General features: G+C 73.5%; 26 protein-coding genes and 1 tRNA gene. 11 read left to right on the forward strand and 16 right to left on the reverse strand.

What is annotated here, in order from left to right:
• Nucleotides 1–22: 22 nt before the first annotated feature.
• From ABID81_RS05755 to ABID81_RS05765, 3 genes are all read left to right on the forward strand, one after another.
• Nucleotides 23–1,513, forward strand: coding sequence for an alpha/beta hydrolase (locus ABID81_RS05755; RefSeq protein WP_354593865.1), 1,491 nt, complete (start codon nt 23–25; stop codon nt 1,511–1,513).
• Nucleotides 1,510–3,123 (forward strand): GMC family oxidoreductase, encoded by a 1,614-nt coding sequence (locus ABID81_RS05760; protein ID WP_354593866.1) that lies wholly within the window; start codon nt 1,510–1,512, stop codon nt 3,121–3,123. The genes ABID81_RS05755 and ABID81_RS05760 overlap by 4 nt, the downstream gene beginning before the upstream one ends.
• 197 nt (nt 3,124–3,320) lie before the next feature.
• A complete protein-coding gene (locus ABID81_RS05765; RefSeq protein ID WP_354593867.1) occupies nt 3,321–4,622 on the forward strand; it encodes a hypothetical protein in 1,302 nt (433 codons plus the stop codon).
• A gap of 72 nt (nt 4,623–4,694) precedes the next feature.
• Here the strand turns inward: ABID81_RS05765 and ABID81_RS05770 are convergent, their stop codons facing one another.
• From ABID81_RS05770 to ABID81_RS05785, 4 genes are all read right to left on the reverse strand, one after another.
• Nucleotides 4,695–5,528: a polysaccharide deacetylase family protein gene (locus ABID81_RS05770; RefSeq protein WP_354593868.1), complete on the reverse strand. Its 834-nt coding sequence runs from the start codon at nt 5,526–5,528 to the stop codon at nt 4,695–4,697.
• Between the two features lie 283 nt (nt 5,529–5,811).
• Nucleotides 5,812–7,968, reverse strand: a complete 2,157-nt coding sequence (locus ABID81_RS05775) for an iron ABC transporter permease (RefSeq protein WP_354593869.1) — start codon at nt 7,966–7,968, stop codon at nt 5,812–5,814.
• Between the two features lie 8 nt (nt 7,969–7,976).
• Nucleotides 7,977–8,951, reverse strand: coding sequence for an iron-siderophore ABC transporter substrate-binding protein (locus ABID81_RS05780; RefSeq protein ID WP_354594091.1), 975 nt, complete (start codon nt 8,949–8,951; stop codon nt 7,977–7,979).
• 92 nt (nt 8,952–9,043) lie between these two features.
• Nucleotides 9,044–10,009 (reverse strand): ABC transporter ATP-binding protein, encoded by a 966-nt coding sequence (locus ABID81_RS05785; protein WP_354593870.1) that lies wholly within the window; start codon nt 10,007–10,009, stop codon nt 9,044–9,046.
• Nucleotides 10,010–10,515: 506 nt separating this feature from the next.
• On the opposite strand from ABID81_RS05785, the gene bla reads away from it, so the two are divergent.
• From bla to ABID81_RS05810, 5 genes are all read left to right on the forward strand, one after another.
• A complete protein-coding gene (bla, locus tag ABID81_RS05790) occupies nt 10,516–11,475 on the forward strand; it encodes a class A beta-lactamase (RefSeq protein ID WP_354593871.1) in 960 nt (319 codons plus the stop codon).
• 315 nt (nt 11,476–11,790) lie between these two features.
• Nucleotides 11,791–12,927, forward strand: coding sequence for an ABC transporter substrate-binding protein (locus ABID81_RS05795; protein WP_354593872.1), 1,137 nt, complete (start codon nt 11,791–11,793; stop codon nt 12,925–12,927).
• Nucleotides 12,927–13,901 (forward strand): ABC transporter permease, encoded by a 975-nt coding sequence (locus tag ABID81_RS05800; protein WP_354593873.1) that lies wholly within the window; start codon nt 12,927–12,929, stop codon nt 13,899–13,901. Before ABID81_RS05795 ends, ABID81_RS05800 begins: the two co-directional genes overlap by 1 nt.
• Nucleotides 13,898–14,770, forward strand: coding sequence for an ABC transporter permease subunit (locus ABID81_RS05805; RefSeq protein WP_354593874.1), 873 nt, complete (start codon nt 13,898–13,900; stop codon nt 14,768–14,770). Before ABID81_RS05800 ends, ABID81_RS05805 begins: the two co-directional genes overlap by 4 nt.
• Nucleotides 14,767–15,852 (forward strand): ABC transporter ATP-binding protein, encoded by a 1,086-nt coding sequence (locus ABID81_RS05810; RefSeq protein WP_502915184.1) that lies wholly within the window; start codon nt 14,767–14,769, stop codon nt 15,850–15,852. Before ABID81_RS05805 ends, ABID81_RS05810 begins: the two co-directional genes overlap by 4 nt.
• A gap of 124 nt (nt 15,853–15,976) precedes the next feature.
• On the opposite strand, the gene ABID81_RS05815 is transcribed toward ABID81_RS05810, so the two are convergent.
• Entirely contained in the window at nt 15,977–16,261 is a 285-nt protein-coding gene (locus ABID81_RS05815; protein WP_354593875.1) for a hypothetical protein, read from the reverse strand.
• A 177-nt stretch (nt 16,262–16,438) separates the two neighbouring features.
• Here ABID81_RS05815 and glsA point away from each other — a divergent pair, with 177 nt between their 5' ends.
• A complete protein-coding gene (glsA, locus tag ABID81_RS05820; RefSeq protein WP_354593876.1) occupies nt 16,439–17,377 on the forward strand; it encodes a glutaminase A in 939 nt (312 codons plus the stop codon).
• A gap of 71 nt (nt 17,378–17,448) precedes the next feature.
• Here glsA and ABID81_RS05825 read toward each other — a convergent pair whose 3' ends face one another.
• The 6 genes from ABID81_RS05825 to ABID81_RS05850 all read right to left on the reverse strand — a co-directional run bounded on the left by ABID81_RS05825 (nt 17,449) and on the right by ABID81_RS05850 (nt 19,677).
• Entirely contained in the window at nt 17,449–17,904 is a 456-nt protein-coding gene (locus ABID81_RS05825; protein WP_056260395.1) for an SRPBCC family protein, read from the reverse strand.
• A gap of 236 nt (nt 17,905–18,140) precedes the next feature.
• Nucleotides 18,141–18,446, reverse strand: a complete 306-nt coding sequence (locus ABID81_RS05830; RefSeq protein WP_354593877.1) for a hypothetical protein — start codon at nt 18,444–18,446, stop codon at nt 18,141–18,143.
• Nucleotides 18,443–18,640, reverse strand: a complete 198-nt coding sequence (locus tag ABID81_RS05835) for a hypothetical protein (protein WP_354593878.1) — start codon at nt 18,638–18,640, stop codon at nt 18,443–18,445. The genes ABID81_RS05830 and ABID81_RS05835 overlap by 4 nt, the downstream gene beginning before the upstream one ends.
• An 83-nt stretch (nt 18,641–18,723) precedes the next feature.
• Nucleotides 18,724–19,080, reverse strand: a complete 357-nt coding sequence (locus ABID81_RS05840) for a hypothetical protein (RefSeq protein WP_354593879.1) — start codon at nt 19,078–19,080, stop codon at nt 18,724–18,726.
• Nucleotides 19,081–19,226: 146 nt separating this feature from the next.
• Entirely contained in the window at nt 19,227–19,529 is a 303-nt protein-coding gene (locus ABID81_RS05845; RefSeq protein WP_354593880.1) for a hypothetical protein, read from the reverse strand.
• Nucleotides 19,522–19,677 carry a glycohydrolase toxin TNT-related protein gene (locus ABID81_RS05850; RefSeq protein WP_354593881.1) on the reverse strand — a complete coding sequence of 52 codons (156 nt, stop codon included), beginning with the start codon at nt 19,675–19,677 and terminating at the stop codon, nt 19,522–19,524. Before ABID81_RS05850 ends, ABID81_RS05845 begins: the two co-directional genes overlap by 8 nt.
• Before the next feature lie 249 nt (nt 19,678–19,926).
• Here ABID81_RS05850 and ABID81_RS05855 point away from each other — a divergent pair, with 249 nt between their 5' ends.
• Nucleotides 19,927–20,658 carry a phosphatase PAP2 family protein gene (locus ABID81_RS05855; RefSeq protein WP_354593882.1) on the forward strand — a complete coding sequence of 244 codons (732 nt, stop codon included), beginning with the start codon at nt 19,927–19,929 and terminating at the stop codon, nt 20,656–20,658.
• On the opposite strand, the gene ABID81_RS05860 is transcribed toward ABID81_RS05855, so the two are convergent.
• The 5 genes from ABID81_RS05860 to ABID81_RS05880 all read right to left on the reverse strand — a co-directional run bounded on the left by ABID81_RS05860 (nt 20,650) and on the right by ABID81_RS05880 (nt 23,905).
• A tRNA-Gly gene (locus tag ABID81_RS05860) sits at nt 20,650–20,720 on the reverse strand. The genes ABID81_RS05855 and ABID81_RS05860 overlap by 9 nt on opposite strands.
• Nucleotides 20,721–20,896: 176 nt before the next feature.
• A complete protein-coding gene (locus tag ABID81_RS05865) occupies nt 20,897–21,400 on the reverse strand; it encodes a hypothetical protein (RefSeq protein WP_354593883.1) in 504 nt (167 codons plus the stop codon).
• Nucleotides 21,397–22,167 carry an Asp23/Gls24 family envelope stress response protein gene (locus ABID81_RS05870; protein ID WP_354593884.1) on the reverse strand — a complete coding sequence of 257 codons (771 nt, stop codon included), beginning with the start codon at nt 22,165–22,167 and terminating at the stop codon, nt 21,397–21,399. The genes ABID81_RS05865 and ABID81_RS05870 overlap by 4 nt, the downstream gene beginning before the upstream one ends.
• On the reverse strand, nt 22,164–22,718 hold the full coding sequence (locus ABID81_RS05875; protein ID WP_354593885.1) for an RNA polymerase sigma factor: 555 nt from the start codon (nt 22,716–22,718) through the stop codon (nt 22,164–22,166). Before ABID81_RS05875 ends, ABID81_RS05870 begins: the two co-directional genes overlap by 4 nt.
• A 206-nt stretch (nt 22,719–22,924) precedes the next feature.
• Nucleotides 22,925–23,905, reverse strand: coding sequence for an NAD(P)H-quinone oxidoreductase (locus tag ABID81_RS05880; protein ID WP_354593886.1), 981 nt, complete (start codon nt 23,903–23,905; stop codon nt 22,925–22,927).
• A gap of 50 nt (nt 23,906–23,955) precedes the next feature.
• Between ABID81_RS05880 and dcd the strand changes: the two genes are divergently transcribed.
• Nucleotides 23,956–24,543, forward strand: a complete 588-nt coding sequence (dcd, locus tag ABID81_RS05885) for a dCTP deaminase (RefSeq protein ID WP_354593887.1) — start codon at nt 23,956–23,958, stop codon at nt 24,541–24,543.
• Nucleotides 24,544–24,808: the final 265 nt, after the last annotated feature.

The following is a 24,808-nucleotide window of genomic DNA, read 5'->3' on the forward strand; positions in this document are numbered from 1 at the left end:
CCGTCTTCTCCGAGGAGTCCGAGTGACCAGCGACACCACCACCACACGCCCCACCCTGTTCTGCCTGCACGCCCTCGGCATGAGTCGGCTCGAGTACGGCCCCGTCGCCGACGCGCTCGGCGACGCCTTCGAGGTCGTCGCGCTCGACCTGCCCGGCTTCGGCGACGCCACGACGGCCGACGGCGTGACCGTCGACGACATGGTGCGCCAGGTCACCCGACAGATCCGCCGGCACGGCGCCACGCGCTGGCTGCTGGTCGGCCACAGCATGGGCGGCAAGATCGCCTCGATCGTCGCCGCGCGCACGCTCGCGGGGCAGGGCGGCCTGTTCGGCCTGGCCGGCGTCGTGCTGCTCGCGGCGTCGCCCCCGTCGCCCGAGCCGATGGACGACGAGAACCGCGAGCAGATGATCGCCGCGGCGGTCGACGGCCCGCTCGACGCCGACACGCGGCGCGCGTTCGTCGACGACAACGTCGGGGCCCCGCTGCCGACGGCGCTCGACGACCAGGCCCTCGCCGACCTGCACCGCACCTCCCCCGAGGCCTGGACGGCCTGGTTCGACCGCGGCAGCCGCGAGGACTGGTCGGCCGAGGTCGGCACCCTCGACCTGCCCGCCCTCGTCGTCGCCGGCGGTGCCGACGGGCCGCTCGGCGAAGAGGCCCAACGCCGCCTGAACGGCGCCGTGTACCCCCGCGCCACGCACCTGACCCTCGACGGTGCCGGCCACCTCCTGCCGCTCGAGCGCCCCACCGAGGTCGCCGAGGCGATCACCTCGTTCTGGCGCGACGACGCCGGGCGCGCACCCGTCATGTCGGACGACTTCGCCCGGGTCATCGCCTCGAGCCGCACCGCGTCGAACACCCGTGGCATCCTCGCGAAGCGGGCCGTGGCCGACGACCCGCGCTACGCGCCGCAGGTGCTGACCGAGGCACAGCTGGCCACCCTGCGGGCCGTCGCCGCCCGCGTGGTGCCCCAGGACGACCCCGACCACGCCGTCGACCTCGCCGCCCGCGTCGACGCCCAGCTCGCGGCGGGTCAGGGCGACGGGTGGCGCAACGCCGACCTGCCGAGCGACCCCGAGGCCTACGCCCTCGGGCTGGACGCCCTGGCCGACTTCACCGACCTGACGCCCGAGCAGCGAGACGAACGTCTCGCCGCTATCGTCGCGGGCGACCCCGACGACACCCTCGAGACGGTCGGCGACAGCGGTGGCGGCGACTCGCACCACGGAGGCGACCAGGGTGACGCGGGCCTCACCGGTGGCACGTCCGACGACACCGCTCGGCCCAGCGACGCCGAGGCCCACCCGTTCTCGGTCGAGCAGCTCACCGCGTGGTTCGAGGACTGCCGGGTCGACCTGGTGAAGGCCTGGCTCGCCCACCCGGCGACGATGGAGCGCATCGGCTTCGACGGTTTCGCGAACGGCCGTGCCGGTCGCGCCCTGCAAGGATTCAGCCGGCTCGGTGCCGGCCAACGAGAGGGCTGGGAACCAGCCATGGAGGTCACCCGATGAAGCTCGACGCGCAGCGCACCTACGACGAGTCCGAGGTCGTCGACGCGGTCGTGATCGGCACCGGTGCTGGTGGCGCCCCGATCCTCGCCAAGCTGGCCCTGCAGGGGCTCAAGGTCGTCGCCCTCGAGGCCGGCCCGAACTTCGAGCCCGACGAGTACACGCAGGACGAGGTCGAGGCCGTCAAGATCAACTGGATGGACGAACGCCTGAGCGGCGGCGAGACCCCGACCGCGTTCGGTCAGAACAACAGCGGCAAGGGCGTCGGCGGTTCGACCCTGCACTGGGGTGCTTTCACACCGCGCCCCGACGAGCGCGACCTCAAGCTCAAGACCCTCACGGGCAAGGGCGAGGACTGGCCCGTCGACCACGCCGAGTTGATCGGGTACATCGAGGAGGTCGAGAACTTCGTCGGCGTCTCGGGCCCCGCCGACTACCCGTGGGACCCTCAGCGCTCGTACCTCATGCCGCCGCCCGCACGCAACGCGTCGAGCGACATGATGATCCGCGGTTGCGAGGCCCTCGGCATCCGGGCGACCGACGCCCCGGCCGCGCTCGTCAGTCGGGACTGGCGTCAAGAGCACGTCGGCACGCGCCCCGCCTGCGTCGGCTGCGGCAGCTGCCACCAGGGTTGCCGCAGCGGCGCCAAGGTCAGCATGGACACCAGCTACCTGCCCATGGCGGTCGCGAACGGGGCCGAGATCCGCCCCGAGTCGATGGTGACGGGCATCGAGCTCGACGAGGCCGGCGAGGTCTCGGCCGTCGTCTACGTCCGTGACGGCGTCGAGCACCGCCAGCGCACGGCCGCGCTGTTCCTCTGCGCGGGCGGCGTCGAGACGCCGCGACTGCTGTTGCACGCCGGCATCGCCAACAGCAGCGATCAGGTCGGCCGCAACTTCATGGCCCACGGCGCCACCCAGGTCTGGGGCACCTTCGACACCGAGATGCGGGGCTACCGCGGCTACCCGTCGTCGATCATCACCGAAGACACCATGCGACCCGACGGCGTCGACTTCGCCGGCGGTTACCTCATCCAGAGCCTGGGCGCGATGCCGCTGACGCTGGCGACGACCCTCGCCCGTGGCGCCGGCCTCTGGGGTCCCGAGTTGGTGAAGGCCCTCGACGACTACCGCTTCATGGCCGGCGTCGGCATCAACGCCGAGTGCCTGCCGAGCGAACAGAACCGGCTCACGCTGTCGGACGAACTCGACGAGAACGGCATGCCCAAGGTCGTCGTCACCTTCACCCCGGGCGAGAACGAGAAGGCCATCGACGAGCACGCCGTCGCGACGATGACGGCCATCGTCGAGGCGGCCGGCGGCCGCGACATCCGCGTGTTGGCGCGCACCGCCCACACGATCGGCACCTGCCGCATGGGCACCGACCCGGCGACGGCCGTGGTCGACCCCGACGGGCGCAGCTTCGACGTGCCGAACCTGTGGATCGCCGACAACTCGGTCTTCCCGAGTGCCGTCGTCGCCAACCCCGCGCTGACGATCATGGCCCTCGGCCTCCGCACCGCCGACCGCTTCCTCGCGAGTGCCGGGCTGTCGGGCGCCGTCGCGGGCGAGCGCGTCGGGGCCGACGTCTCGCGCGTCGTCGACGCGGCCTGACCCGCTCGACGCGACCCGCGCCTCCTGAGCCCGAACCCGAGGGGGCACAGGACCCAGGAGGCGCGGGTCGCGTCGTCGACGGTGCCTCCCTGGCGCGGGCCCCTGGTGGCCGGGTCGTGGAGGGGTCCTCCTCTGGTTCCACCGTCTGGTCCCCGCGAGGGACGCGTCAGGTGGTGGCTGGTTCGTACGCTCGAAGGATGGCCCGTCGACCCCTGCAACGGCTCGTCGCGGCAGCGGTGGTGGCTGCCGTCGTCGCCTGCGGGCTGACGTCCTGCTTCCTCGCCGAACCGCCACCCGAGGGTTCCGAGGCCTCGCTGGCCGAGCTCGCCGACCGGATCTCGGCCGTCGACGGCGTGGCCTCGGTCGAGACCCGGCTGCAGCAGCGTGACGCGAAGGACGACCCGTTCACCTGGGACGCCCACGTCGACGTCGTGGCCCACGACCCCGACCTGACGGTCGCCACCCTCGTCGACGATGCGGTGGGCGAGGGCGTCACGGGCGCCGTCCTCGGAATCGACCTCGTCGTCCCCGGCGGCCCGGGACTCGCCGCCGTGACCGTCGACCCGACGTCGACGATCCGCGTCGAGCTGGCCGGTGCCCTTCGTGCCGAAGGGGCCCTCGCCTCCGTCGACACGACGCGCCACGCCTTAACGGGGATCCTGGCTCCCGGCTACTCGTTCGCTGATGCCGCAGCCGCCGTCCAGCCCCACCTCGGCACGGCCGACCCGCCCTTCGTCGTGCGCCTCGGCGACGCCGTGACCGCGGCGTCCCTCCCGCCGTCCGTGGCTCTGACCCCGACCTCGCCGGCACCGACGATGCTCGCGACCATCGACTCCGTCCTCGCCCTCGACGGCGTCGCCGAGCTGGCCTCCGTCCCCGGTGACGACACGGCCGGCACCCGACCGTCGCTGCGCGTCTCGACCTCCGCCCCCGACGCCGTGGTCGCCGCCCTGCAGGGTGCGGTGGACGAGCAGGCCGACGCCGGGATCGCCCGCCGCACCGAGTTCTCGGTGGGACGGCCCGACGCGGCCACGCCGCAGACGGGCTGGGTCGGTCTGCCCCCCGGCGCACCCGAACCCGACGACGGCCCGGAGCCGCAGCCGGGTGACGTCGGTGAGGACCCGTTCGTCAACGAGGGCCCCCTCGCCGAGCTGCCCGAGCAGGAGGCCGCCGTGCGCGCGTACGTCGAGGCGTCCGTGGCGGCGACGGGCGTGCCGGCCGAGGTCGAGACCCGGAGCGAGCTGTGCGAGACCGAGTACGGCACGCGGGTGGTCGGGTCGGTGCTCGTGCCCGTGTTCACCGTCATGGAGGACGCGCAGGTGCCGTTCGACGCGGTCGTCGACGGGTGGTCGGCCGACGGATTCCGTCAGACCGATCGCGCGATGGGCCGCGACCACTGGTCCGCGCCTCCGGGCCGTTCCGACGGCATCGAGTCGGCGAGCATCCGGGGCACGGCCGAGGGCTTGTCGTTCGGCGTCCGGACGAGGTGCCTCCCGTGAAGGAGGCGCGGGGGGCGACGGCGGTCGCGCGACCCGCGCCTCCTGACCCCTCGACCGGAGGGGACGACGCGGTCAGGTCGTGAAGACGTCGTCGAGCGTGACCGTCTGCAGGCCCCGCTCGGCGATCAGTGCGGCCAGCTGGTCGAAGACCGTCGTCACGGGCGGGTGGTTCGCGTGGCCGATGACGATGTGCTGCGGCAGGAACCACTCGGTCGCGAACTGCACGACCTGTTCGGGTGTGATGAGGCCCGAGTCCGACAGCGAGCCGTACCAGAGCACCGGTGACGTGTAGCCGATGCTCGCGGCCGCCGCGTCGACCCGGGCGTCGTGGTAGCCGAAGGGCGGCCTGAAGTAGGGGCGCATGTCGACCCCGTAGGTCTGCTGCACGAAGTCGTGGTCGCGCTGCAGCTGCGAGACGATCTCGGCGTCGCTGCACTTCGTGAGGGCGGGGTGGCTCCAGGTGTGGTTCGCCAGCTGCACCTGCCCCGACGTGACGAGGGGGCGCAGCAGGTCGGCGTGGTCGGTCCAGCCGGGCTGAGAGCCGTTGACGAAGAACGTCAGCCTCGTCCCCGTCGCCGCCGCGAACTCGGCGTAGAGCCGCACGACCTCGCTGTCGGCTCCGTCGTCGACCGTCCAGGCGAGCAGGTTCCCGTCGCCGGGCAGACCGGTCAGGGTGCCGGACGGGAGGGGCACGCGCGTCAGCACGGGCGCCGTCGGCGTCGGCGTCGGGGTCGGGGTCGGCGTGGGGGTCGGGGTCGGCGTCGGCATCGCGCCGGCGGGGCTCGTCGGACCCGCGGTGGCGCTCGCCCGGGCCGACGGGACGACCTCGTCGGGTGCCGACGCACACCCCGCGAGGGCGAGGGCGAGCGACGCCCCCGAGACCGACAGGAACGACCGACGATCCACGCCTGACCCCTTCGACGAACCGACCCGCCCGCACCGGGCGCCGATCGACCAGCCTGGCACGGGGGGTCGGCCGGGCGCGGTCACGGCACCCCGATCTCATCCTCGCCGCCGACCCGACTCCGCCGTCCGACGGACCCCACCCGCGCCTCCCGCCCCCGCGCCCTCCCTTCCCCCAGGAGGCGCGGGTCGAGTGGTCGCGAAACGTCCTTCGCCGAGGCGCGAACCACGATCTCGGACCACTCGACCCCGGCCGGGACGAGGGCGGGGCGGGCGGGTGGGGGCGTCAGCGCGCGGCGGCCCGTCCGCGCCAGAGCAGCCAGACGAAGTACGGCGTCCCGATGACGGCGGTCAACAAGCCGGCGCCGAGCTGGGCGGGGGCGATGACGGTGCGGCCGAGCACGTCGGCGGCGCAGACCAGCACGGCGCCGAGCAGCACGGCGACGGGCAGCACGCGAGCGTGGCGCCGCCCGACGAGCGAGCGGGCCGCGTGCGGGGCGACGAGCCCGACGAACCCGACCACCCCGACCGCGGCGACGGCCGTCGCCGTCAGCAGCACCGCGAGCGACAGGAAGACCAGGCGCGACCGCGAGAGCGACACCCCGAGGAGGCGCGGCGTGTCGTCGTCCACGGCGAGCAGGTCGAGGCGGCGACGCAGCAGCACGACGACGACGAGCGCCGCCGCCAGCACCAGCGACACCGGCACGACGTCGTCCAGGGTGCGGCCGTAGGTGGACCCCGACAGCCAGGTGAGCGCCTTGGCCCCGTCGAACGGATCGGTCAGGACGATCAGCAGGCTGATCGCCGCCGTGGTCGCCGTCGAGACGCCGATGCCGATCAGCACCAGGCGGTTCTGCGGGAACCCTCCCCGTGAGGCGAGGCCGAACACGAGCACCGAGGCCGCAACGGCCCCGACGAACGCGGCCCCGGCGACGCCCCAGCCGGTGGCCAGCGGCACGGTGGTGACGAGCAGCACGGCGCCGAGGCCCGCGCCTCCGGTCACGCCGAGCAGGCCCGGTTCGGCGAGCGGGTTGCGGGTCACGGCCTGCACGAGCGTGCCGGCCAGGGCCAGGGCTGCTCCGGCGGCGAGGGCCGCGACGACCCGGGGCACGCGGGTGTCGAGCACGTAGCTGACGACCCGGCCCGACCGGCCGGTCGCCCAGTTGGCGACGTCGCCGAGCAGCAGCTTGGCGTCGCCGAGCAGCACCGACCCGAGCACGACGGCCACGAGCAGGGCCACGACGACCGCGACGACCACCACGAAGCGCAGCCGTGAGACCACGGGGTGACGGTCGGTGGGGCTGACGCCGCCGTGGTCGCGGGCACGGAACGCCAGCACGACCAGGAAGACCGCGCCGAGCAGCGACGTCACGACGCCGGTCGGCACCTGCACCGACGTCTCGGCGCCGACGAGCGCGCGCAGCAGCACGTCGGCGCCCAACACGAGGGCGGCCCCGGCGAGGCCGGCGAGCGGCAGCAGGACGACGAAGCGGCGGACGGCGGGCACGACCCGGCGCAGCAGCCGCACGAGGGCGGGGGCGCAGAGCCCGACGAAGCCGATCGGGCCCGCGAGGGTGACGGCGGCGGCCGAGAGCAGCACGGCGGCCAGCACGGTCACCACGCGGGTGGTGCGGACGTCGACGCCGACGCTGCGGGCCGCGTCGTCCCCGAGGGCGAGGGCGTCGACGCGGACGTTCACGGCGACGAGCACGAGCAGGCCGACGACGATCACCGGGGCGAGCTGCACGACGCCGTCGAAGCCGTTCTGCGAGATGCTGCCCTGGCCCCAGGCGTAAAGGCCCGCGGTCCGTTGCGGGAAGAGCAGCAGCAGTGCGCTCGTCACCGACGCCAGGCCGAGGGCCAAGGCGCTGCCGGCGAGCACGAGTCGCACGGTGCCGGCACCGAGCCCCGACAGGGCGAGCACCAGTCCGGCGGCGAGCAGGCCGCCGACGAACGCCACCCCGGACGAGGCCAGCAGCGGCAGGCTGAGGCCCGTGACGGCCGCGATCGCGAGCGCGACGTAGGCGCCGGCGTTGACGGCGAGGGTGTCGGGTGCGGCGAGCACGTTGCGGCTCGTCTGCTGCAGGGCCGCGCCGGCGGCTCCGAGGGCGACGCCGACCAGGAGCCCGGCGACCATCCGCGGGAGGCGCGAGGCGACCACCACGGACGAGTCACCGGCCGTCGCGGTGCCGGTGAGCGCCTGCCAGACCTGCCGGGCGCCGACGTCCGCGGTGCCCTGCGTGACGTCGACGAGGGCGAGCACCACGACGACGGCGACCAGCGCGACCGTCACGCCCACCGACCCGGCCGTGAGCCGGCGGGGGGCGGCGAGCCGCGCCTCCTCGGCTCGGGCCGCGCGACGCGCGCGCTCGTCGCGGCCCGGTGCGGCGGGCTCGCCGAGCCGGGGCGGCACGGGGTCGGTGGGGGTGACGGTCGTGCTCACGGTGCGGACTACTTCGTCAGGGTCGACACCAGCGAGTCGACGTAGGCGGTCATCGCCGCGGGCCCGCCGAACATCCAGATGCCGTCGTCGAGGCGGTGCACGTCACCGGACTGCACGAACGGCAGCGACTGCCACACGGCGTTCGACGCGAGCGACACCGCGAACGGGTCGTCCGCACCGGCGGCGGTGTTGTCGATGTAGAGGAACTGCACGTCGGTCGGCAGCTGCGTGAGGCCCTCGACGTCGGTCGTGGCGAGGCCGTACGCCTCGTCGCCCTCGACGGTCCAGGCGTTGGTGAGGCCGAGCTCCTCGGTGACGTCCGACACGAGCGAGCCCTTCGCGTAGGGGCGGATGCTCACCTGGCCGGCGTCGACGTAGCCGTCGGCGAAGGCGAAGGGCTGGCCCGCGAGACCGGCGTCGGCGAGCGCCTGCTTGCCCGCGGCGACGGCGTCGGTGAACTCCTCCTTCACCTGGGTCGCCCTGTCCTCGGTGCCGGTCGCCTTCGCGATGAGGTCGAGGTTGTCCATGCTGTGCTCGATCTGACGCGAGGCGTCGGCCGAGGTGACCTGCAGCACGGGCGCGATCTCCTTCAGCTGCGTCACCGCGTCGGCGCTCAGGCCGTCGGTCGCGACGATCAGGTCGGGTGCGAGCGAGGCGATCGTGTCGAGGCTCGGCTCGCCACGGGTGCCGATGTCGGTCGGCTCGCCGGTCAGCGGCACGGCCGAGTCCCACTCGCCGTAGCCCTTCACGTCGGCGACGCCCACGGGCTCCACGCCGAGGGCGACGAGGTCCTCGACGACGTTCCACTCGGTGCCGACGACCTTCGTCGCCGGGCCGTCGAGCGTGATCTCGGCCCCCGTGCCGTCGGTGAGGGTGATCTGCTCGCCGCTGCCCGGGGTCGCACCGGCGTCGGCCGACTCGGTGGTGCCGCAGCCGGCGAGGGTCAGGGCCGCGGCGGCCGCGACGGCGGTGACCGTCAGCAGTCGGCGGGCCGCGGGACGGCGGGCGGGACCGCCGGAGGTCGGGGTGTGGCGGGGCGTCGTCAGAAGGCGCTGGGTCACGGGTGGTGTCTCTCTCATCGGACGGGCGTCTCGGCCCGGGTGTGGTGTCGGCCGATCGCGCGGGTGCGCAGGTGGCCGGTGGTGGGGTCGGTGTCGACGTCGATGCGGATGCCCCAGACGTCGGTCAGGAGGCGCGGCGTCAGCACGTCCCCGGGGTCGCCCTCGGCGACGATGCGGCCCTCGCTCAGCACGACGATGCGGTCGGCGAGCGCGGCGGCCTGGTCGAGGTCGTGCAGGACGACGCCGACCGCGATGCGGCCCGAGTCGGCCAGGTCGCGGACCAGGTCGAGCAGCTCGACCTGGTAGCGGAGGTCGAGGTACGTCGTGGGCTCGTCGAGCAGCAGCACGCCCGTGTCCTGCGCGAGGCAGCTGGCGAGCCAGACGCGCTGCAGCTGGCCGCCCGAGAGCTGGTCGACGCCGCGGTCGGCGAGGTCGGCCACGCCGGTCAGCCCCAGCGCGCGGTCGACGGCGGCTCGGCCGTCGGGGTCGGCGCGCCCCCACCGGCCGCGGTGCGGGTAGCGGCCGAACTCGACCACGTCGCGGACGCTCAACCCGCCGGGGGTGGGGCGCCCCTGCGTCAGCAGCGCGACCCGCCGGGCGAACTCGCGCAGCGACAGCTCGAACCCGTCGACCGAGTCGCCCTCGCCCTCGCCCTCGCCCGACCGGTCGAGTGGTCCCGGATCGTCCTTCCCGCCGCGGCGGAGGACGTTCTCGGACCACTCGACGCCCGTAGGAGGCGCGGCGAGGGTCAAGGAGCCCGTGCGCGGCTCCTGCAGACGGGCGAGGGTGCGCAGCAGGGTCGACTTGCCGCTGCCGTTCGGGCCGACGAGGGCGGTGACGCAGCCGGGGCGCAGCTCGAGGCGGGCCCCTCGGACGACGTCGACGCCGTCGTAGGCGACCGAGACGTCGTCGGCGCGCAGGGCGGTCCGAGCCGGTGCGGTGGCCGTGGCGGGCAGGTCGCCGGACAGGTCTGGGGTCACGCGCTTAGGTTAGCCTAACCTCACCCCGGCGCCGCAACCCGACCTCTCGACGTCGAGCCGATCCGCGCCTCCTCGTCCCTCCTGCCGACGCCACCCCCGCCCGCGCTCGCCCCGCCGCCGCCACCCCCGCCCGCGCTCGCCCCGCCGACGCCACCCCCGCCGACGCCACCCCCCGAACCGGCGCAAACCCCCTGCCTAGGCAAATCGTCCGCCGCCGCCCGAGAGGGTGCCTGCCGCCGCACGCCGACGCCACCCCCCGAACCGACGCGAACCCCCTGCCTAGGCAAATCGCTCGCCGCCGCCCGAGAGGGTGCCTGCCGCCGCACGCCGACGCCACCCCCGAACCGGCGCGAACCCCCTGCCTAGGCGGATCGCTCGCCGCCGCCCGACGGGGTACGCCACCACCGTCCCCGCGCGCCCCCGCCCCGAGGTCCGCCCCGAGGCCCGGCCCGACCGGCTCGCCTATCGTGGTGACCGCTCCTCCGCCCGACGACGAAACGAGCCGCATGTCACGCCGGACCCTCTCGACCTCCCTCGCGATCGCCGCCACCCTCGGCCTCGGCCTGACCGCCTGCGCGTCGCCCGGCGGGTCGACGCCGTCTACCGCGCCGAGCGCGAGCGACACCCCGGTCCCGCTGCCCAGCCCGGTCGCCGCGCCCGACCTCGCGACCCCCGAGGTCGAGGCCGCCCTGGCCGAGCTCGAGTCCCGGTACGACGCCCGGATCGGCCTCAGCGTGCTCGACACCGGCTCGGGCGCGACCCTCGACCATCGCGCCGACGAGCGTTTCGGCTACGCGTCGAGCCTCAAGGCGTTCGCCGCGGCGGCCCTGCTCGACGCGACGGACGACACCGGCCTCGACCGCGTCGTCACCTGGACCCAGGCCGACGTCGACGCCGCCGGCTACTCACCGCTCACGAGCCAGCACGTCGCCGACGGGCTCCCGCTGCAACAGCTGGCCGAGGCGGCCGTGAGGCAGAGCGACAACACGGCGCTGAACCTCGTGCTCGCCGAGCTCGGCGGCCCCGCGGCCCTCGACGCCGCCCTTGCCGCACAGGGCGACGACGTGACCGAAGTCGTCCACACCGAGCCCGACCTGAACACGCTCACCCCGGGCAGCACGGCCGACACGACCACGCCCGCCGCATTCACGGCGACCCTCGCCCGCATCACGGACGGCGACTGGCTCGCCGCCGACGACCGCGCCACCCTGCTCGACTGGATGTCGGGCAACGCCACCGGCGACACCCTGATCCGCGCCGGCGCCCCCGACGGCTGGCAGGTGGCCGACAAGTCAGGAGGCGCGGGCGGCATCCGCAACGACGTCGCGATCGTCACGCCCCCGGCGGGCGACCCCGTGGTGATCTCCGTGCTCACCGCCCGCAACGACCCCGCCGCGACCTACGACGACGCCCTCGTCGCCGAGGCCGCCCGCATCGCCCTCGCCGCCGCGTCCGCCGCCCGCTGACCCGCGCCCCAAACCCCGCACCCCGCACCCCGCGCCCCACCCGACGCACCAGAACACCGTCGAGTGGACACGACACCACGTCACACGGCGGCGCCCAGTCCACTCGGCGGTGCCGTCCGCGGACCCGAGCCCACCGCCCGCACCCGCCGCCACCGCCCGCACCCGCCGCACACCCCGCCACCACCTGTTCGCCCCTCGTTCACGCGACCTCCCCCGGGACGTCGCCGCGCCTCCTTAGCGTGCCCAGCGGGCCGTCCGGTCCCCCGTCGCCGTCCCCGGCGAACCCCGGCCCCGCACCCGAAGGACCCCCACCGCATGATCGACAAGCGCCTGCTCGTCTCGGCCGCGACCCTCAGCATCGCCGCCCTCGCCCTGACCGGTTGCTCGGCGAGCGCCGACGCCGACGCCGCAGGAGGCGCGTCGAACGGCACCGACGCCGCCACCGCCACCAGCGCCGAGGACTTCGGCGGCATGGACGCCCTCGTCGAGGCCGCGAAGGCCGAGGGCGAGCTCAACGTGATCGCCCTGCCCGACACCTGGGCCAACTACGGCGAGATCATCGACGCGTTCGAGGAGGAGTACGGCATCACCGTCAACTCGGACAGCCCCGACGTCTCGAGCGCCGAGGAGATCACGGCCGCGCAGAACCTGAAGGGGCAGGACACCGCCCCCGACGTGTTCGACCTCGGCTCGGCCGTCGCGCTGGCGAACCTCGACCAGTTCGCGCCCTACAAGGTGTCGACCTGGGACGACATCGCCGACGACCACAAGGACGCCGACGGCAAGTGGGTCTACGACTACACCGGCCTGATGTCGATCGGCTACGACGCCGACGCCGTGCCGGCCCCGACGAGCCTCGACGACCTGCTCGGCAGCGACTACGAGGGCAAGGTCGCGATCAACGGCGACCCGACCCAGGCCGGCGCCGCGGCGGCGGCCGTCGAGTGGGCCGCGCTGCAGACCGGCGGCAGCGCCGACGACGTCAGCACCGGCGTCGACTACTTCTCGCAGCTCGCCGACGCGGGCGCCTTCCTGCCGACCGACCCGACCCCGGCGACGATCGCCTCGGGCGAGACGCCGGTCGTCTTCGACTGGAGCTACAACAACCTCGCCGCGGCGGCCGACGCCGGCGGACGCGACTGGAAGACGGCCGTGCTGCCCGGCACCGCCCTCGCCAGCTACTACAACCAGGCGATCAACGTCGACGCGCCGCACCCCGCCGCGGCCCGCCTGTGGCAGGAGTTCGTCCTGGGCGACGACGCGCAGAACCTCTACCTCGCCGCCGGCGCGTACCCCGTGCGCCTCGCGGCGATGACCGAGGCCGGCACGGTCGACCAGGACGCCCTCGAGGCGGTCGGTGAACAGCCCGCCGACACCGTGCAGTTCACGGCCGAGCAGACCGAGGCCGCCTCGAAGGTGCTGGCCGACACCTGGGCCACGGCGATCGGCTGATGGTGACGACGTCGACCCGCGCGGCGGACACGACCGCCGACGCGCGGTCGGCGCACGGACGGGACCGCGGCGACCTGCCGAACCGCGCCTCCTCGTCCTCGGACGGCGTCGGCCCCTCGCGGGGGCGGCGCCGTCCGGCGGCGTGGTGGGCCCTGACCCCGTTCGCCGTGTGGGTGCTCGCCTTCCTGATCGTGCCGTGCCTGCTCGCGCTCGGCACGGGCTTCGTCGACGGCGACGGCACCCCCACCCTCGACAACCTGGCCGCCCTGGGCGACCCCCTGATCGTGCGGGCCTTCGCCAGCTCGGCCGCGGTCTCGGCCGTCACCGCGCTGGCCGGAGCCGTCGTGGGCGCGGTCGTCTGCTGGGGGCTCACCTCGCTGCGTCCCGACGGAGCCGTCCGCAGCGCCGTCGACGCCGCCTCGAGCGTGCTCGCCCAGTTCGGCGGGGTGATGCTGGCCTTCGCGTTCATCGCCACCATCGGCATCCAGGGCGTCGTGACCCGGCTGCTGCTCGACGTCGCCGGCGTCGACCTCTACGCGGACGGCGTCTGGTTCTACCAGGTGCCCGGCCTGCTGCTGCCCTACCTCTACTTCCAGGTGCCGCTCATGGTGATCACGTTCATGCCCGCCGTCAGCGGCCTGCGCCCGCAGTGGAGCGAGGCCGCCGCCACCCTCGGCGGCACCCGGTGGCAGCACCTCGTCCGCGTGGTCGTCCCGGTGCTCGCCCCCGCCTTCGTCGGCAGCCTGCTGCTGCTGTTCGCCAACGCGTTCTCGTCGTACGCGACCGCGGCGGCCCTCATCAGCCAGGGAGCCCAGATCGTCCCGCTGCAGATCCGGGCGGCGCTGATCAGCGAGACCGTGCTCGGCCGCGAGAACGTCGCCGGGGCGCTCGCCCTCGGCATGGTCGTCGTGATGGCCGTGCTGATGACCGGCTATTCGCTGCTGCAGCGCCGCACCGAGCGGTGGCAGCGATGACCGCCCGCCCGTCGGAGAGCGCGCCGCGGTCGACGAGGGCGCCGCGGTCGACGAGCGCGGGAGGCGCGAGCACGGTCGCGCGCCGCACCGCCCTGGTCGTCGTGGGCGCCCTGTTCGCGGTGCCGATCGCGGCGATGGTCGCGTTCTCGCTGCGCAGCGCGGACGGCACGGGGCACGACCTGGGCCACTGGCTGGCGATCGTCGACCCCGAGAACGAGCGGATGTACCGCAACCTGGTCGAGGGAGTCACGAACTCGCTGCTGCTCGCGGTCGTGTCGGCCCTGCTCGTCCTGGTGCTGCTCGTGCCGGCCATGGTGCTCGTGCACCTGCGCCACCCACGTCTCGCGCGCCCGCTCGAGTTCGTCTGCCTCGTGCCGATCACGGTGCCGGCGATCGTGCTCGTGGTCGGACTCGCGCCGGTGTACTCGGTCGTCTCGCGGGTCGCCGGGTCGGGTGCCTGGACGCTCGCGCTCGCCTACGGCGTGACGGTGCTGCCCTACGCGTACCGCGCGGTGCAGTCCGACCTCGCGGCGACCGACCTGCGCACGCTGACCGAGGCCGCCCGCACGCTCGGCTCGGGCTGGCTGCGGACGATGGTCCTCGTGGTCGTGCCGAGCCTGCGCCGGGGGCTGCTCGCGGCCGCCTTCATCACGGTCGCCGTCGTGCTCGGCGAGTTCACCATCGCCTCGCTGCTCAACCGCGTGAACCTGCAGACCGCCCTCGTGCAGGTCTCGCGCTCCGACCCCTACGCCGCCGTGATCTTCGCGCTGCTCGCCCTGGGCTTCGCGTTCGTGCTGCTGCTCGTCATCGGCCGCGTGGGCGCCCTCGGCGCCGCCCGCCCGATCCCCTCTCGAAAGGCCCTCTCGTGACCGCCACGCTGCCCCGCCCCACCGTCACGAGCCCGACCGACGCCGTCGCGGGTGCCGCCGTGACCTTCCGGGACGTGACGAAGCAGTTCGCCGGGCACCGGGCGCTCACCGGGCTCGACCTCGAGCTGCAGCCCGGCGAGCTCGTCGCCGTGCTCGGCCCGTCGGGCTGCGGCAAGACGACCGCGCTGCGCAGCCTCGCCGGGCTCGAGGACGTCACGACCGGACGCATCACGATCGACGGGCGCGACGTCGTCGCCGTCCCGACGCACCGCCGCGACGTGGGCATGGTGTTCCAGGCCTACTCGCTCTTCCCCCACCTGACCGTGCGGCAGAACGTCGAGTTCGGGCTGCGCATGCGTCGCGTCGACAAGGCCTCGCGGGCCACCCGCGCGGGCGAGATGCTCGACCTGGTGGGCCTCGGCGACCTCGGCGAGCGCTACGCGCACCAGCTCTCGGGGGGCCAGCAGCAGCGGGTCGCCCTGGCCCGGGCGCTCGTGACCCGACCCCGGGTGCTGCTGCTCGACGAGCCCCTCAGCGCCCTCGACGCCAAGGTGCGCGTGCAGCTGCGCGACGAGATCCGCCGCATCCAGCGCGAGCTGTCGATCACGACCCTCTTCGTCACGCACGACCAGGAGGAAGCCCTCGCCGTCGCCGACCGCGTCGCCGTCATGCGGGCCGGCTCGATCGAGCAGGTCGGCACGCCGGAAGAGCTCTACTCGGCGCCCGCGACCGCGTTCGTCGCCGAGTTCGTCGGCACGAGCAACCGGGTGTCGGGCGAGGTCGTCGGCACGCTCGTGCGCCTGGCGGGCTGCCCCGAGGTGCCGGTCGTGGGATCACCCGCCGAGGGGCCGGTCTGGGCGTACGTCCGACCCGAGGACGTGTCGTTCGTCGAGCAGGGCGGGCTCGCCGGGATCGTCGAGTCGGTCTCGTTCCTGGGGGCCGTGTGCCGCACCCGCGTGCGCGTCGACCCCGAGACGCTGCTCGTGGTCGACCACCGGGCCGACGAGCGACGCGAGCCCGGGTCGCCGGTGCGCCTCTCGTTCACGCCCGCCCGCGTCGCGGTGACGACCCGCGCCTCCTGACGTCTCGCGCGAGCGGTCGAGCGGTCGAGCGGTCGAGCGGTCGAGTGGTCGCGGATCGTCCTCCAACCGCCCCTCAACGACGATTCGGGACCACTCGACCCAGGCCGGGTACGACCTACGGCGACTAGCGGCGGTTCCACGAGGCGCGGACGACGGCGTCGAGGGCGCTCGAGAGGTCGGTGCACCACCAGCGACGTTCGGGCGCGGCGGAGAGCGTGAGTTCGTAGCCGGCCTCGGTCTGCGCCACCGAGCCGACGACGACCACGGCGCCGCGTTCCGAGCGTCGGACGTCTACGACGCGCCAGCGGCCCCGACCGACGACGTCGAGCCGGAGGTCGAGTGCGCTCGCGACCGGACCGTGTCCGGGCCAGGCCGTGCCCGACCGGCCGCTCCCACCGTCGATCAGCATGGCCGCCTCCCTCTCGGCACGCCCCTGTGCGCTCCGACGAGGTGCACGGTAGACACGCGACCTGACAGCGGGCGGGGTTGACGCCGGGGGCCCGGCGTGCTGCGCGTACCCCGACGGGTCGAGCTCGCGCGGGCCCGCGGCCCGGACGTCCGGGCCCGCGCCTGTCAGGGTGGGGGCATGTCGTCCCCCACCGCGTCGTCCGAGCGCGCTGCCCTCGAGGCCCTGCGCGCCTCCGTCCTCTCGACCCGGGGAGGCGCGGTGGACGACAGCATCCCGCAGCTCGCCGCGGCCGACCCCGAGCTGTTCGGGGTCGCCGTGGTGCGGCCCACCGGCGAGACGGTCGCCGCCGGCGACTCGGCCCACGCGTTCTCGATCCAGTCGGCGGTGAAGCCGTTCGTCTTCGCGCTGGCCCTCGCCGACACGGGCGGCGACGCCCTGGACGCGGTGGGCATCGAACCGACCGGCGAGGCGTTCGACGCGCTCGAACTCGAGGCCGGCACCGGACGTCCGCCGAACCCGATGGTGAACGCGGGCGCCCTGCTGACCGCGAACCTCGTGGCGGGCGACTCGTGCGACGAGCGGACGGCACGCATCGTCGCCGGCCTCGGTGCCTTCGCGGGTCGCACCCTCGACTACGACCGCGAGGTCAGCGAGTCCGAGCAGCTGCTCGGCGACCGGAACCACGCCCTGGCGCACCTGATGCGGTCCGAGGGCACGCTGCACGAGACGGCCGACGACGCCGTAGCCGTCTACGCCCGCGCCTGCTCGGTGCTCGTCGACGCCGAGGCCCTGGCCGTCATGGGGGCGACCTTGGCCTTCGGCGGACGCAACCCGGTGACGGGCGAACAGGTCGTCGACGCTCGCGTCGCACGAGACGTGGTCTCGGTCATGGCGACCTGCGGCGTCTACGACGGGTCGGGCCGATGGATGCGGGCCGTCGGCGTCCCGGCGAAGTCGAGCGTCTCGGGTGCGATCGTCCTGTCGGCGCCGAACCGGCTCGGGGCCGCCGTGTTCAGCCCGCCGCTCGACGAGCAGGGCACGAGCGTGCGCGGCGCCGAGTTGGCCCGCCGGCTGAGCGACGAGCACGACCTGCACTCGTTCGGCTTCCGCCGCTGAGACGACCGAGGCCCACGGCGGGCCTCCTGCGATCAGGAGCCGCCGTGGGCCTCGACGAGTGGGGCCGGGTCTCAGGCCTGGACGTCTCCGCGCCAGCCGCCGTCGACGTTGCCCTCGCGCTCGATGAACTCCTTGAAGTTCTTGAGGTCCTTCTTGATGGCGTGGTTGTCCGCGCCGAGCGAGCCGCCGAGCTTCTCGAGGAAGCCCTCGGGCGTCCAGTCGATCTGCACCGTGAGGCGGGTCTCGTCGTCGCTCAGCTTGTGGAACGTGATCACGCCGGCGTGGTCGACCTCGCCGCCCGTGCTGTTCCAGGCGACGCGCTCGTCGGGGTGCTGCTCGGTGATCTCGGCCTCGAAGGTCTTCTCGACCGGCCCGACCTTGACCTTCCACACGGTGAGGGTGGGCGTGGTCTGGGTGATGGACTCGACCTCGTCGAGGAACTTCGGGAACTCCTCGAACTGGGTCCACTGGTTGTAGGCGACGCTGACGGGGACGTTGACGTCGATGGTCTCGATGGCCTGTGCCATGGTGCACTCCTTGCTGACGGTGTTCAGAATTCGTGGGCGGCGCCGAGTCGGCGTCGTGCCCTGCCGTGAACGGTAGGAGGCGCGGGTCGGCTTCGCCCACGTGCGGAGGCAACGGTCAGGTGGCGGGTGACGCCGCCCACCGCGCCGCCGCACACTACTCGCGTGCCGGCCCTGTGCGTTGCGTCGCGGGCTCGGCCGTCGCGGGCTCAGCCGTCGCGGGCTCCGCCGTCGCGGGCTCAGGACGAGGCGCTGCGGCGGGCGGCGAGTTCGGTGTCGATCTCCTCGATGCGGGCCAGGTTGCGCAGCAACCGAAGGAAGTCGGCTGCGGCTGCTTCGACGTCGCAGTAGGTGCGGACGCTCTGTTCCTCGACGAGACCTCGCTCGTCGAGGAAGTAGGTGCTCCACACCTCGTCCCGTCGAGCGAGGACGAGCGCGAAGGGCTTCCCCGTCGTCGCGTCCCCGATGACGGCGTTCAGGTGGCCGAGTCCGCCGGCGTCGACCTGGGTTCGGAGGGCGGCCAGGGTGCGCGCGACCATCGTCATGACGGTTCTCCTGCTCGGCGGCGTCGGTCTCGGAGTTCGTCCTGGATCTCGAGCTTGCGATGCTGCGACCTCAGACGGTCGAGGAAGTCGGCCACGGCCGAGACCTCGTCGGGGAACGCATGCAGGCTCGCTTCCTCCACGGCCGCTCGTTCGTCGATGTAGAAGGTGCTCCACACACCGTCGCGTCGCGCCACGGCGAGACAGTCCGACGACGTGTCCCAGGTCGTGGAGTCCCTCTGCCGCCATGGCGGCGTGCACCGACTCGATCGTGGCCATGTCATGCCCTCCCGGGTCGGTCGTCTCGTGACGCCCGCCACGTCTCGTGGGCGAGCCAGTTCTTCTCCCTGATGCGCGACATGATCACGTCCTCGTCGGCCCTCAGCCTCATGAGACGCAGGAAGTCGTCCAGAGCGTCGGAGAGCCCCTCGTCCGTGCGAACGCTGGTCTTCTCGACACCGGCACGTTCGTCGGTCGAGAACGAGGTCCAGACGCCGTCTCGTCGGGTCAGGACCAGGGCGTCCGCCGAACTGCCGTGATCGTCTCCGATCACGTGGGCGAACGTGTCGAGCCCCTCGGCCTCGATCGTGGCGACCGACTCCTCGAGGCTCTTCCCTCGCGATCGACGATCAGTCATCGGGCTCCAGGCCCGCGTCGAGGACGGCCCGCAGCTCCTCCAACCGAGCGACGTTCCGCAACTGGGACATGAACTCCATCCGTCCACTTCCGCTCCTCCTCGAAGTCCGTTCACGTCACTCACGCTCATGGACTCTTGAGCACCGGCTAGACGTCCTTCTCAGCCGCGGCCTCGGAACGGAGCCGCTTGACGAGCGCGATGCCGTTCAGGAGGACGAGGAAGCCCTCGACCGCCGACCGCTCATCCGGATACGTCCGGACGCTCTTGACCCTGGTCAGCCCTCTTTCATCCCTGACGAAGGTGCTCCAGACTCCTTCGTCCTGGGCGATGACGAGTGCGTATGGACGCCGTGTCTCCGCGTCACCGATCAGAAAGTTCAGATGCCCGAGTCCTAGTCGATCCACGCGGTTCGTCAACGAGGCCAGAGTGTTCGAATCGTCGTCAGTCACGGATCTCCTCGAGTAAGCCGATGCTCATCAGATCCTCGACGCTCATGGGCAGAACGATCTGCGTGCCTCCCCCAGCTTGGCCGAAGCCCGGCGCAATGGGTCCTCTGAGAAGATGCATGTCGTCCCATGTGACGCCGAAGACGGCCATCTGCGTCTCGAACGCCAGACGAACCTTGGCGTCACTCCGGTCGAAGGCGCCACGAATGCCCGTTCGACCGCGCCGCCGAGTCGCGCGAGGCCTGACGTCGCCTTCGTCGCACCGACGGCCGCACCTCCGACCGGGACGAAGAACGACGCCACGCCGAGGGTCGCGAAGGTGCCGGCGTCCCCGGGCGCGGTCGGTCGAACGTCCCACGCACCCGCACCCCGACGACCGGCCCGAGCCTAGGCTCGGACGATGCCCTCGCCAGCCACCGACCCGCACCGCCTCGACCGACGGCGACGGGTCCGGAGGCACGGCACGTTCGCCGCCGTGCTCGTCGTCGGGCTGGTCGTGATGGCCGGGGCAGCGTACCTCTTCTCCGACGTGTATGCCGCCGTCACCGACGACGAGAGCATCGCCCTGCTCGACCAGCCGACCCTGCGGCTGGCCATGCAGGCGCGCTCCCCCTGGCTGGACACCGCCCTGACCGTCTACACGAACGTCGCCGGGGTGATCGCGCTGCCGGTCCTCGGGCTGCTGGTGGTCGTCGTGCTCGCGGTCCGGCGCCGCGAGTGGGTGCCCATCGTGCTCGGCCTCTCGGCGGGTGCCGGCTCGCTGCTGATGACCCAGGCCGGCAAGGAGCTCTTCGGCCGCGACCGCCCGCCGATGTCGGACGCGGTGCCGCCGTACGAGACGAGCGCGTCCTTCCCGTCCGGGCACACCCTGAACGCCACGGTCGTCGTCGGCATCGTCGCGTACCTGCTGGTGCTGCGCCAGACCCGGCGGTCGATGCGTGCGCTGACGATCACGGCGGCCGCGGTGTTCGCCCTGACGATCGGCCTCAGCCGCGTCTACCTCGGGCACCACTGGCTGACCGACGTGGTGGGTGCCTGGCTGCTGGCGCTCGCGTGGCTCGCCGAGCTGGTGGTCGCACACCGGATCTGGCTGCGCCTCGGACGGCCCGACCAGGATGAAGAGAGCGAGTGACGGGAATCGAACCCGCGCTATCAGCTTGGGAAGCTGAAGTTCTACCATTGAACTACACTCGCGCAGCGCCTCGAGGGCGCGTCAGACCACTATAGCGGCCCGCGCCTCCCGTGCCCTCTCGCCCGCCTCTCGGTGTCGCACCGCCGGGTGGACAGGACACCGCCGAATGCGGCGGTGCGATGTCCACGTCGTGGTGCGACACCGCCGGCCACCGCGCGGGCGGCCCCGGGAGGCGCGCTCAGGCTCCGGTCGCGACCGAGACGATGCGCAGGTCGACGGATGCCGGCGGCACGGGCTCCCCGCTCACGCGGTCGAGCAGCGCCTGGGCGACCGCGCGGGCCACGAGCGGCCCGGAGCCGCTCTCGTCGACGGCGATGTCGAGCGTGATGCGGGTCTCGAGGTCGGCCACGGCGATGCCGACGAGCGGGACGGGCCGCCCGGGGGCCGCCGCGGCGGCGGCCTCGACGGACGAGGGGTCGGCGCGCTCGACGTCGGGGACCTCGGGGGCCGACGCCGCGCCTCCTGCGGGCGAGCCGTCGCCCGGCACGGTCGAGCCCACGACGCCGCCGCCGCCCACGACGGCGCTCAGCCCCTGCAGGGCCGAGCGCACGACGCTGCCGAAGCCGGGGCGGGCCCGCACGTGGACGACGCCGTCGACCGAGGCCGCGATCTCGCCGAGCTCGGCCGCGAGCAGCGAGAGGTCGGCCGGGCTGATCCCGGCGTCCGGGTCGTGGTCGCTCATGCCGCGCCTCCTTCGCCGTGCAGGTGCACGTCGTCCACGGTGACGTCCACGCTCTCGATCGTCAACTCGGTCTGGCGCGACAGTCGTGACGAGACGGCCTCGCGGACGGCGTCGGCGAGCGCCGGCAGCGACCGGCCGAACAGGCCGCTGACGACGACCTCGACGCGGACGAGGGCCCCGGGCACGCTGACGTCGCCTCGGATCGAGCACGAGATCACCATCGCCCCCTCGACCCCGTCGCCCGCCTCGCGGATGAGCGCCCGTACCGCGCCCTCGGTGATGTGGAGGGTCGAGCGGTCGTCGATCGACGTGAGCGGGATCTGCCGGCCGGCCCGGGACTCGAGTCGCACGCGGTCCATGACGCCGGCGATCCAGCTCGGGTCGGGGGCGGGGGTCGCCGCGGCGTCGGCCTCGAGCAACCGCGCACCCATGGACCGCAGCCGCTCGAGGGCGGCGAGCTGCGCGGTGGCCTCGGGGGACTCCTCGATCTCGGGGTCGTAGGGATGCCGGCCGGCGTCGAGGTAGTCGACGAGGCGCTCGGGCGAGAGGCCGTCGTCGGCGTCGGCGTCGGCGTCGATGTCGTCGGCCGTGTCGTCGTCGGTCGCGGCCGCGTCGCCCGCGTCACCCACGGTCCGGTCGCCGACGGCCTCCTCGAAGGCGTCCTCGGGCAGCTGCTCGTGCTCGACGACCGCGCTCAGGTCGACGGCCACGTCGGGCGGCGTCGGGTCTTCGTGGGCGTGGTCGGTGCCGTGTGGTCGGTCGCTCATCGCCAGGCCTCCATCTCACGGGTCAGTGTCTCTCGGGCCCGGGCGAGCTGCCCCCGGACCGCCGTCACGGTGCTGCCCGTCCGTTCGGCGATCTCGGTGTACGACTCCCCGCCGACCTCGCGCAGGGCCCACACCCGTCGTTGACTCGCGGGCAGTCGGGCGAGCGCCGAGCGCAACGCCTCCATGGCGTCGTTCGACGCGGCCAGGCGTTCCGGATCGGTCGTCGGCGTCGCCGAGGCCAACTCGAGGTCGTCGACGTCGTCGGTCAGCCGTCGCGACCGGATCAGGTCGAAGGCCTTGCGCGACACGATGCGCATCATCCAGCCCTTGGCCGCGGCGGGCGTCTGCAGTGTGGGCAGCTCGCGCCAGATCGTGATCGAGGCCTCTTGCACCGCGTCGGTCGCGTCGGCCCGCGAGCCCGTCAACCGGGTCGCGTACGCGGTCATCAGGCCCAGGTGACGTCGCAGCAGCATCTCGAAGGCACGCTCGTCGCCCTCGGCGGCTCGCGAGGCGAGCACCCCGTCGGTGGCCTCGGTCAGGTCTGCCGACATGCCCGCCCCCTCTGGTGGTGCGTCCCTCGCCCGCCGCCCCGAAGACGAGGAGGCGCGGGCCGGGACCCGTGGAAAAGTGCCGACGGATGCCGTGACGTCCTGATCACCGGACCCGTCACCTTCTTGGATACACCGAAACCGGCCGCGCCGGGTCGGAGGCCTCCGTGGCTCGCGCGACCCGCGCCTCCTGTGCCCTCGGGGTGCGGTCAGCGCACCGCGAGCAGGATCTTGCCGCTGTGGCCGCCGGACTCCATGCGCTTGTGGGCCGTGGCGACGAACTCGAGCGGGTAGACGCTGTCGAGCACGGGCCGGACCGACCCCGCCTCGACCAGCGGCCAGACGTGCTCGCCGACCTCGGCCATGATCGCGCGGCGCTCGTCGAGGGGACGCGCCCGCAGGGTGGTGCCCCAGATCCGGCCCCGCTTGGCCATGAGGCGCGACAGGTCGACCGTGGCCGACGCGCCGCCCTGCACGGCGATCACCATGATGCGCCCGTTCGGGGCGAGCGCCTCGACGTCCCGCGCGACGTAGTCGCCACCGACCAGGTCGAGCACGACGTCGACGCCGCGCCCGTCGGTCGCCTCGTGGAGCACCTCGACGAAGTCCTCGGCCTTGTAGTCGATGCCGCGCGTGGCGCCGAGCTGCTCGCAGAACGAGGTCTTGTCGGGCGTGCCCGCGGTCGCGTAGACCGTCGAGCCGAGGGCGACCGCCATCTGGATGGCGATCGAGCCGACGCCGCTCGACCCGCCGTGCACGAGCAGGGTCTCGCCCGGCTTCAGCCCGGCGCTCATGAAGACGTTGGACCAGACGGTGGCGACGGCCTCGGGCAGGCCCGCGGCCTCGACGAGGTCGACGCCGCGGGGCAGCGGCAGGACGAGCCCCTCGTCGACCTGCACGCGGTCGGCGTAGCCACCCCCGGACAACAGCGCCACCACGTAGTCGCCGACGGCGACGGCGGTGACGTGCTCGCCGGTCGCGACGACGGTCCCGCTGACCTCGAGCCCCGGCCAGGCGGGTGCCCCCGCGGGCGACGGGTAGTGCCCCTCGCGCTGGTTGACGTCGGCACGGTTGACGCCCGCGGCGGCCACGTCGATCACGACCTCGCGGGGCCCGGGCACCGGTTCGGCCACCTCGGAGACGACGAGGGCCGAGGGCCCTCCGGGCACGGGGACGGTGATGGCACGCATGCGACCATCCTGCCCCCGTGGGCCGGCGACCGCTGACTAGGCTTGGACCCGTGCTGCTCTCCGACCGCGACATCAAGCTCGAGCTCGACGCCGGGCGAATCGGCCTCGACCCCTACGACCCGACGCTGATCCAGCCGTCGAGCATCGACGTGCGGCTCGACCGGCTGTTCCGCCTCTTCGACAACCACAAGTACCCGTTCATCGACCCGGCCGAAGACCAGCCCGAGCTGACCCGCCTGGTCGAGGCCCGGGCCGACGAACCGTTCATCCTGCACCCGGGCGAGTTCGTGCTGGGCAGCACCTACGAGTTCGTCCGCCTGCCCGACGACGTCGCGGCCCGCCTCGAGGGCAAGAGCTCGCTGGGGCGCCTGGGCCTGCTCACGCACTCGACCGCCGGCTTCATCGACCCGGGCTTCGGCGGGCACGTCACGCTCGAGCTGTCGAACGTGGCCACCCTGCCGATCAAGCTCTGGCCCGGCATGAAGATCGGTCAGCTGTGCTTCTTCCGGCTCAGCTCACCGGCCGACCACCCCTACGGCTCGTCCGAGTACGGCTCGCGCTACCAGGGCCAGCGGGGCCCGACCGCCAGCCGGTCGTCACAGGGCTTCATGCACACGGACGTCTCCGCCCGCGACTGAGCCGCCTCATCGCCGACCGCAGGAGGCGCGGTCCGGCCGACCCGCGCCTCCTGCGTCCCCGACGCGTGCGGTGCCCTGAGACGAGAAGGGGGTGCGGAAGGAACCCGACTCCCTCCGCACCCCGGCGACACGAGAGAAACCCGACGTCGATCTCGTGCGCTGTGACTCGCGGTCCTGAACCTTTCACCGCGAGGCTTTCTCATTCTGCGTCGGCCTGCTCATCGGGCAAACCCGCCCCTGTCCGAAAAACGAAACGAAGGCCCTG

Source organism: Frigoribacterium sp. PvP054 (assembly GCF_040547465.1).
GTDB lineage: Bacteria > Actinomycetota > Actinomycetes > Actinomycetales > Microbacteriaceae > Frigoribacterium.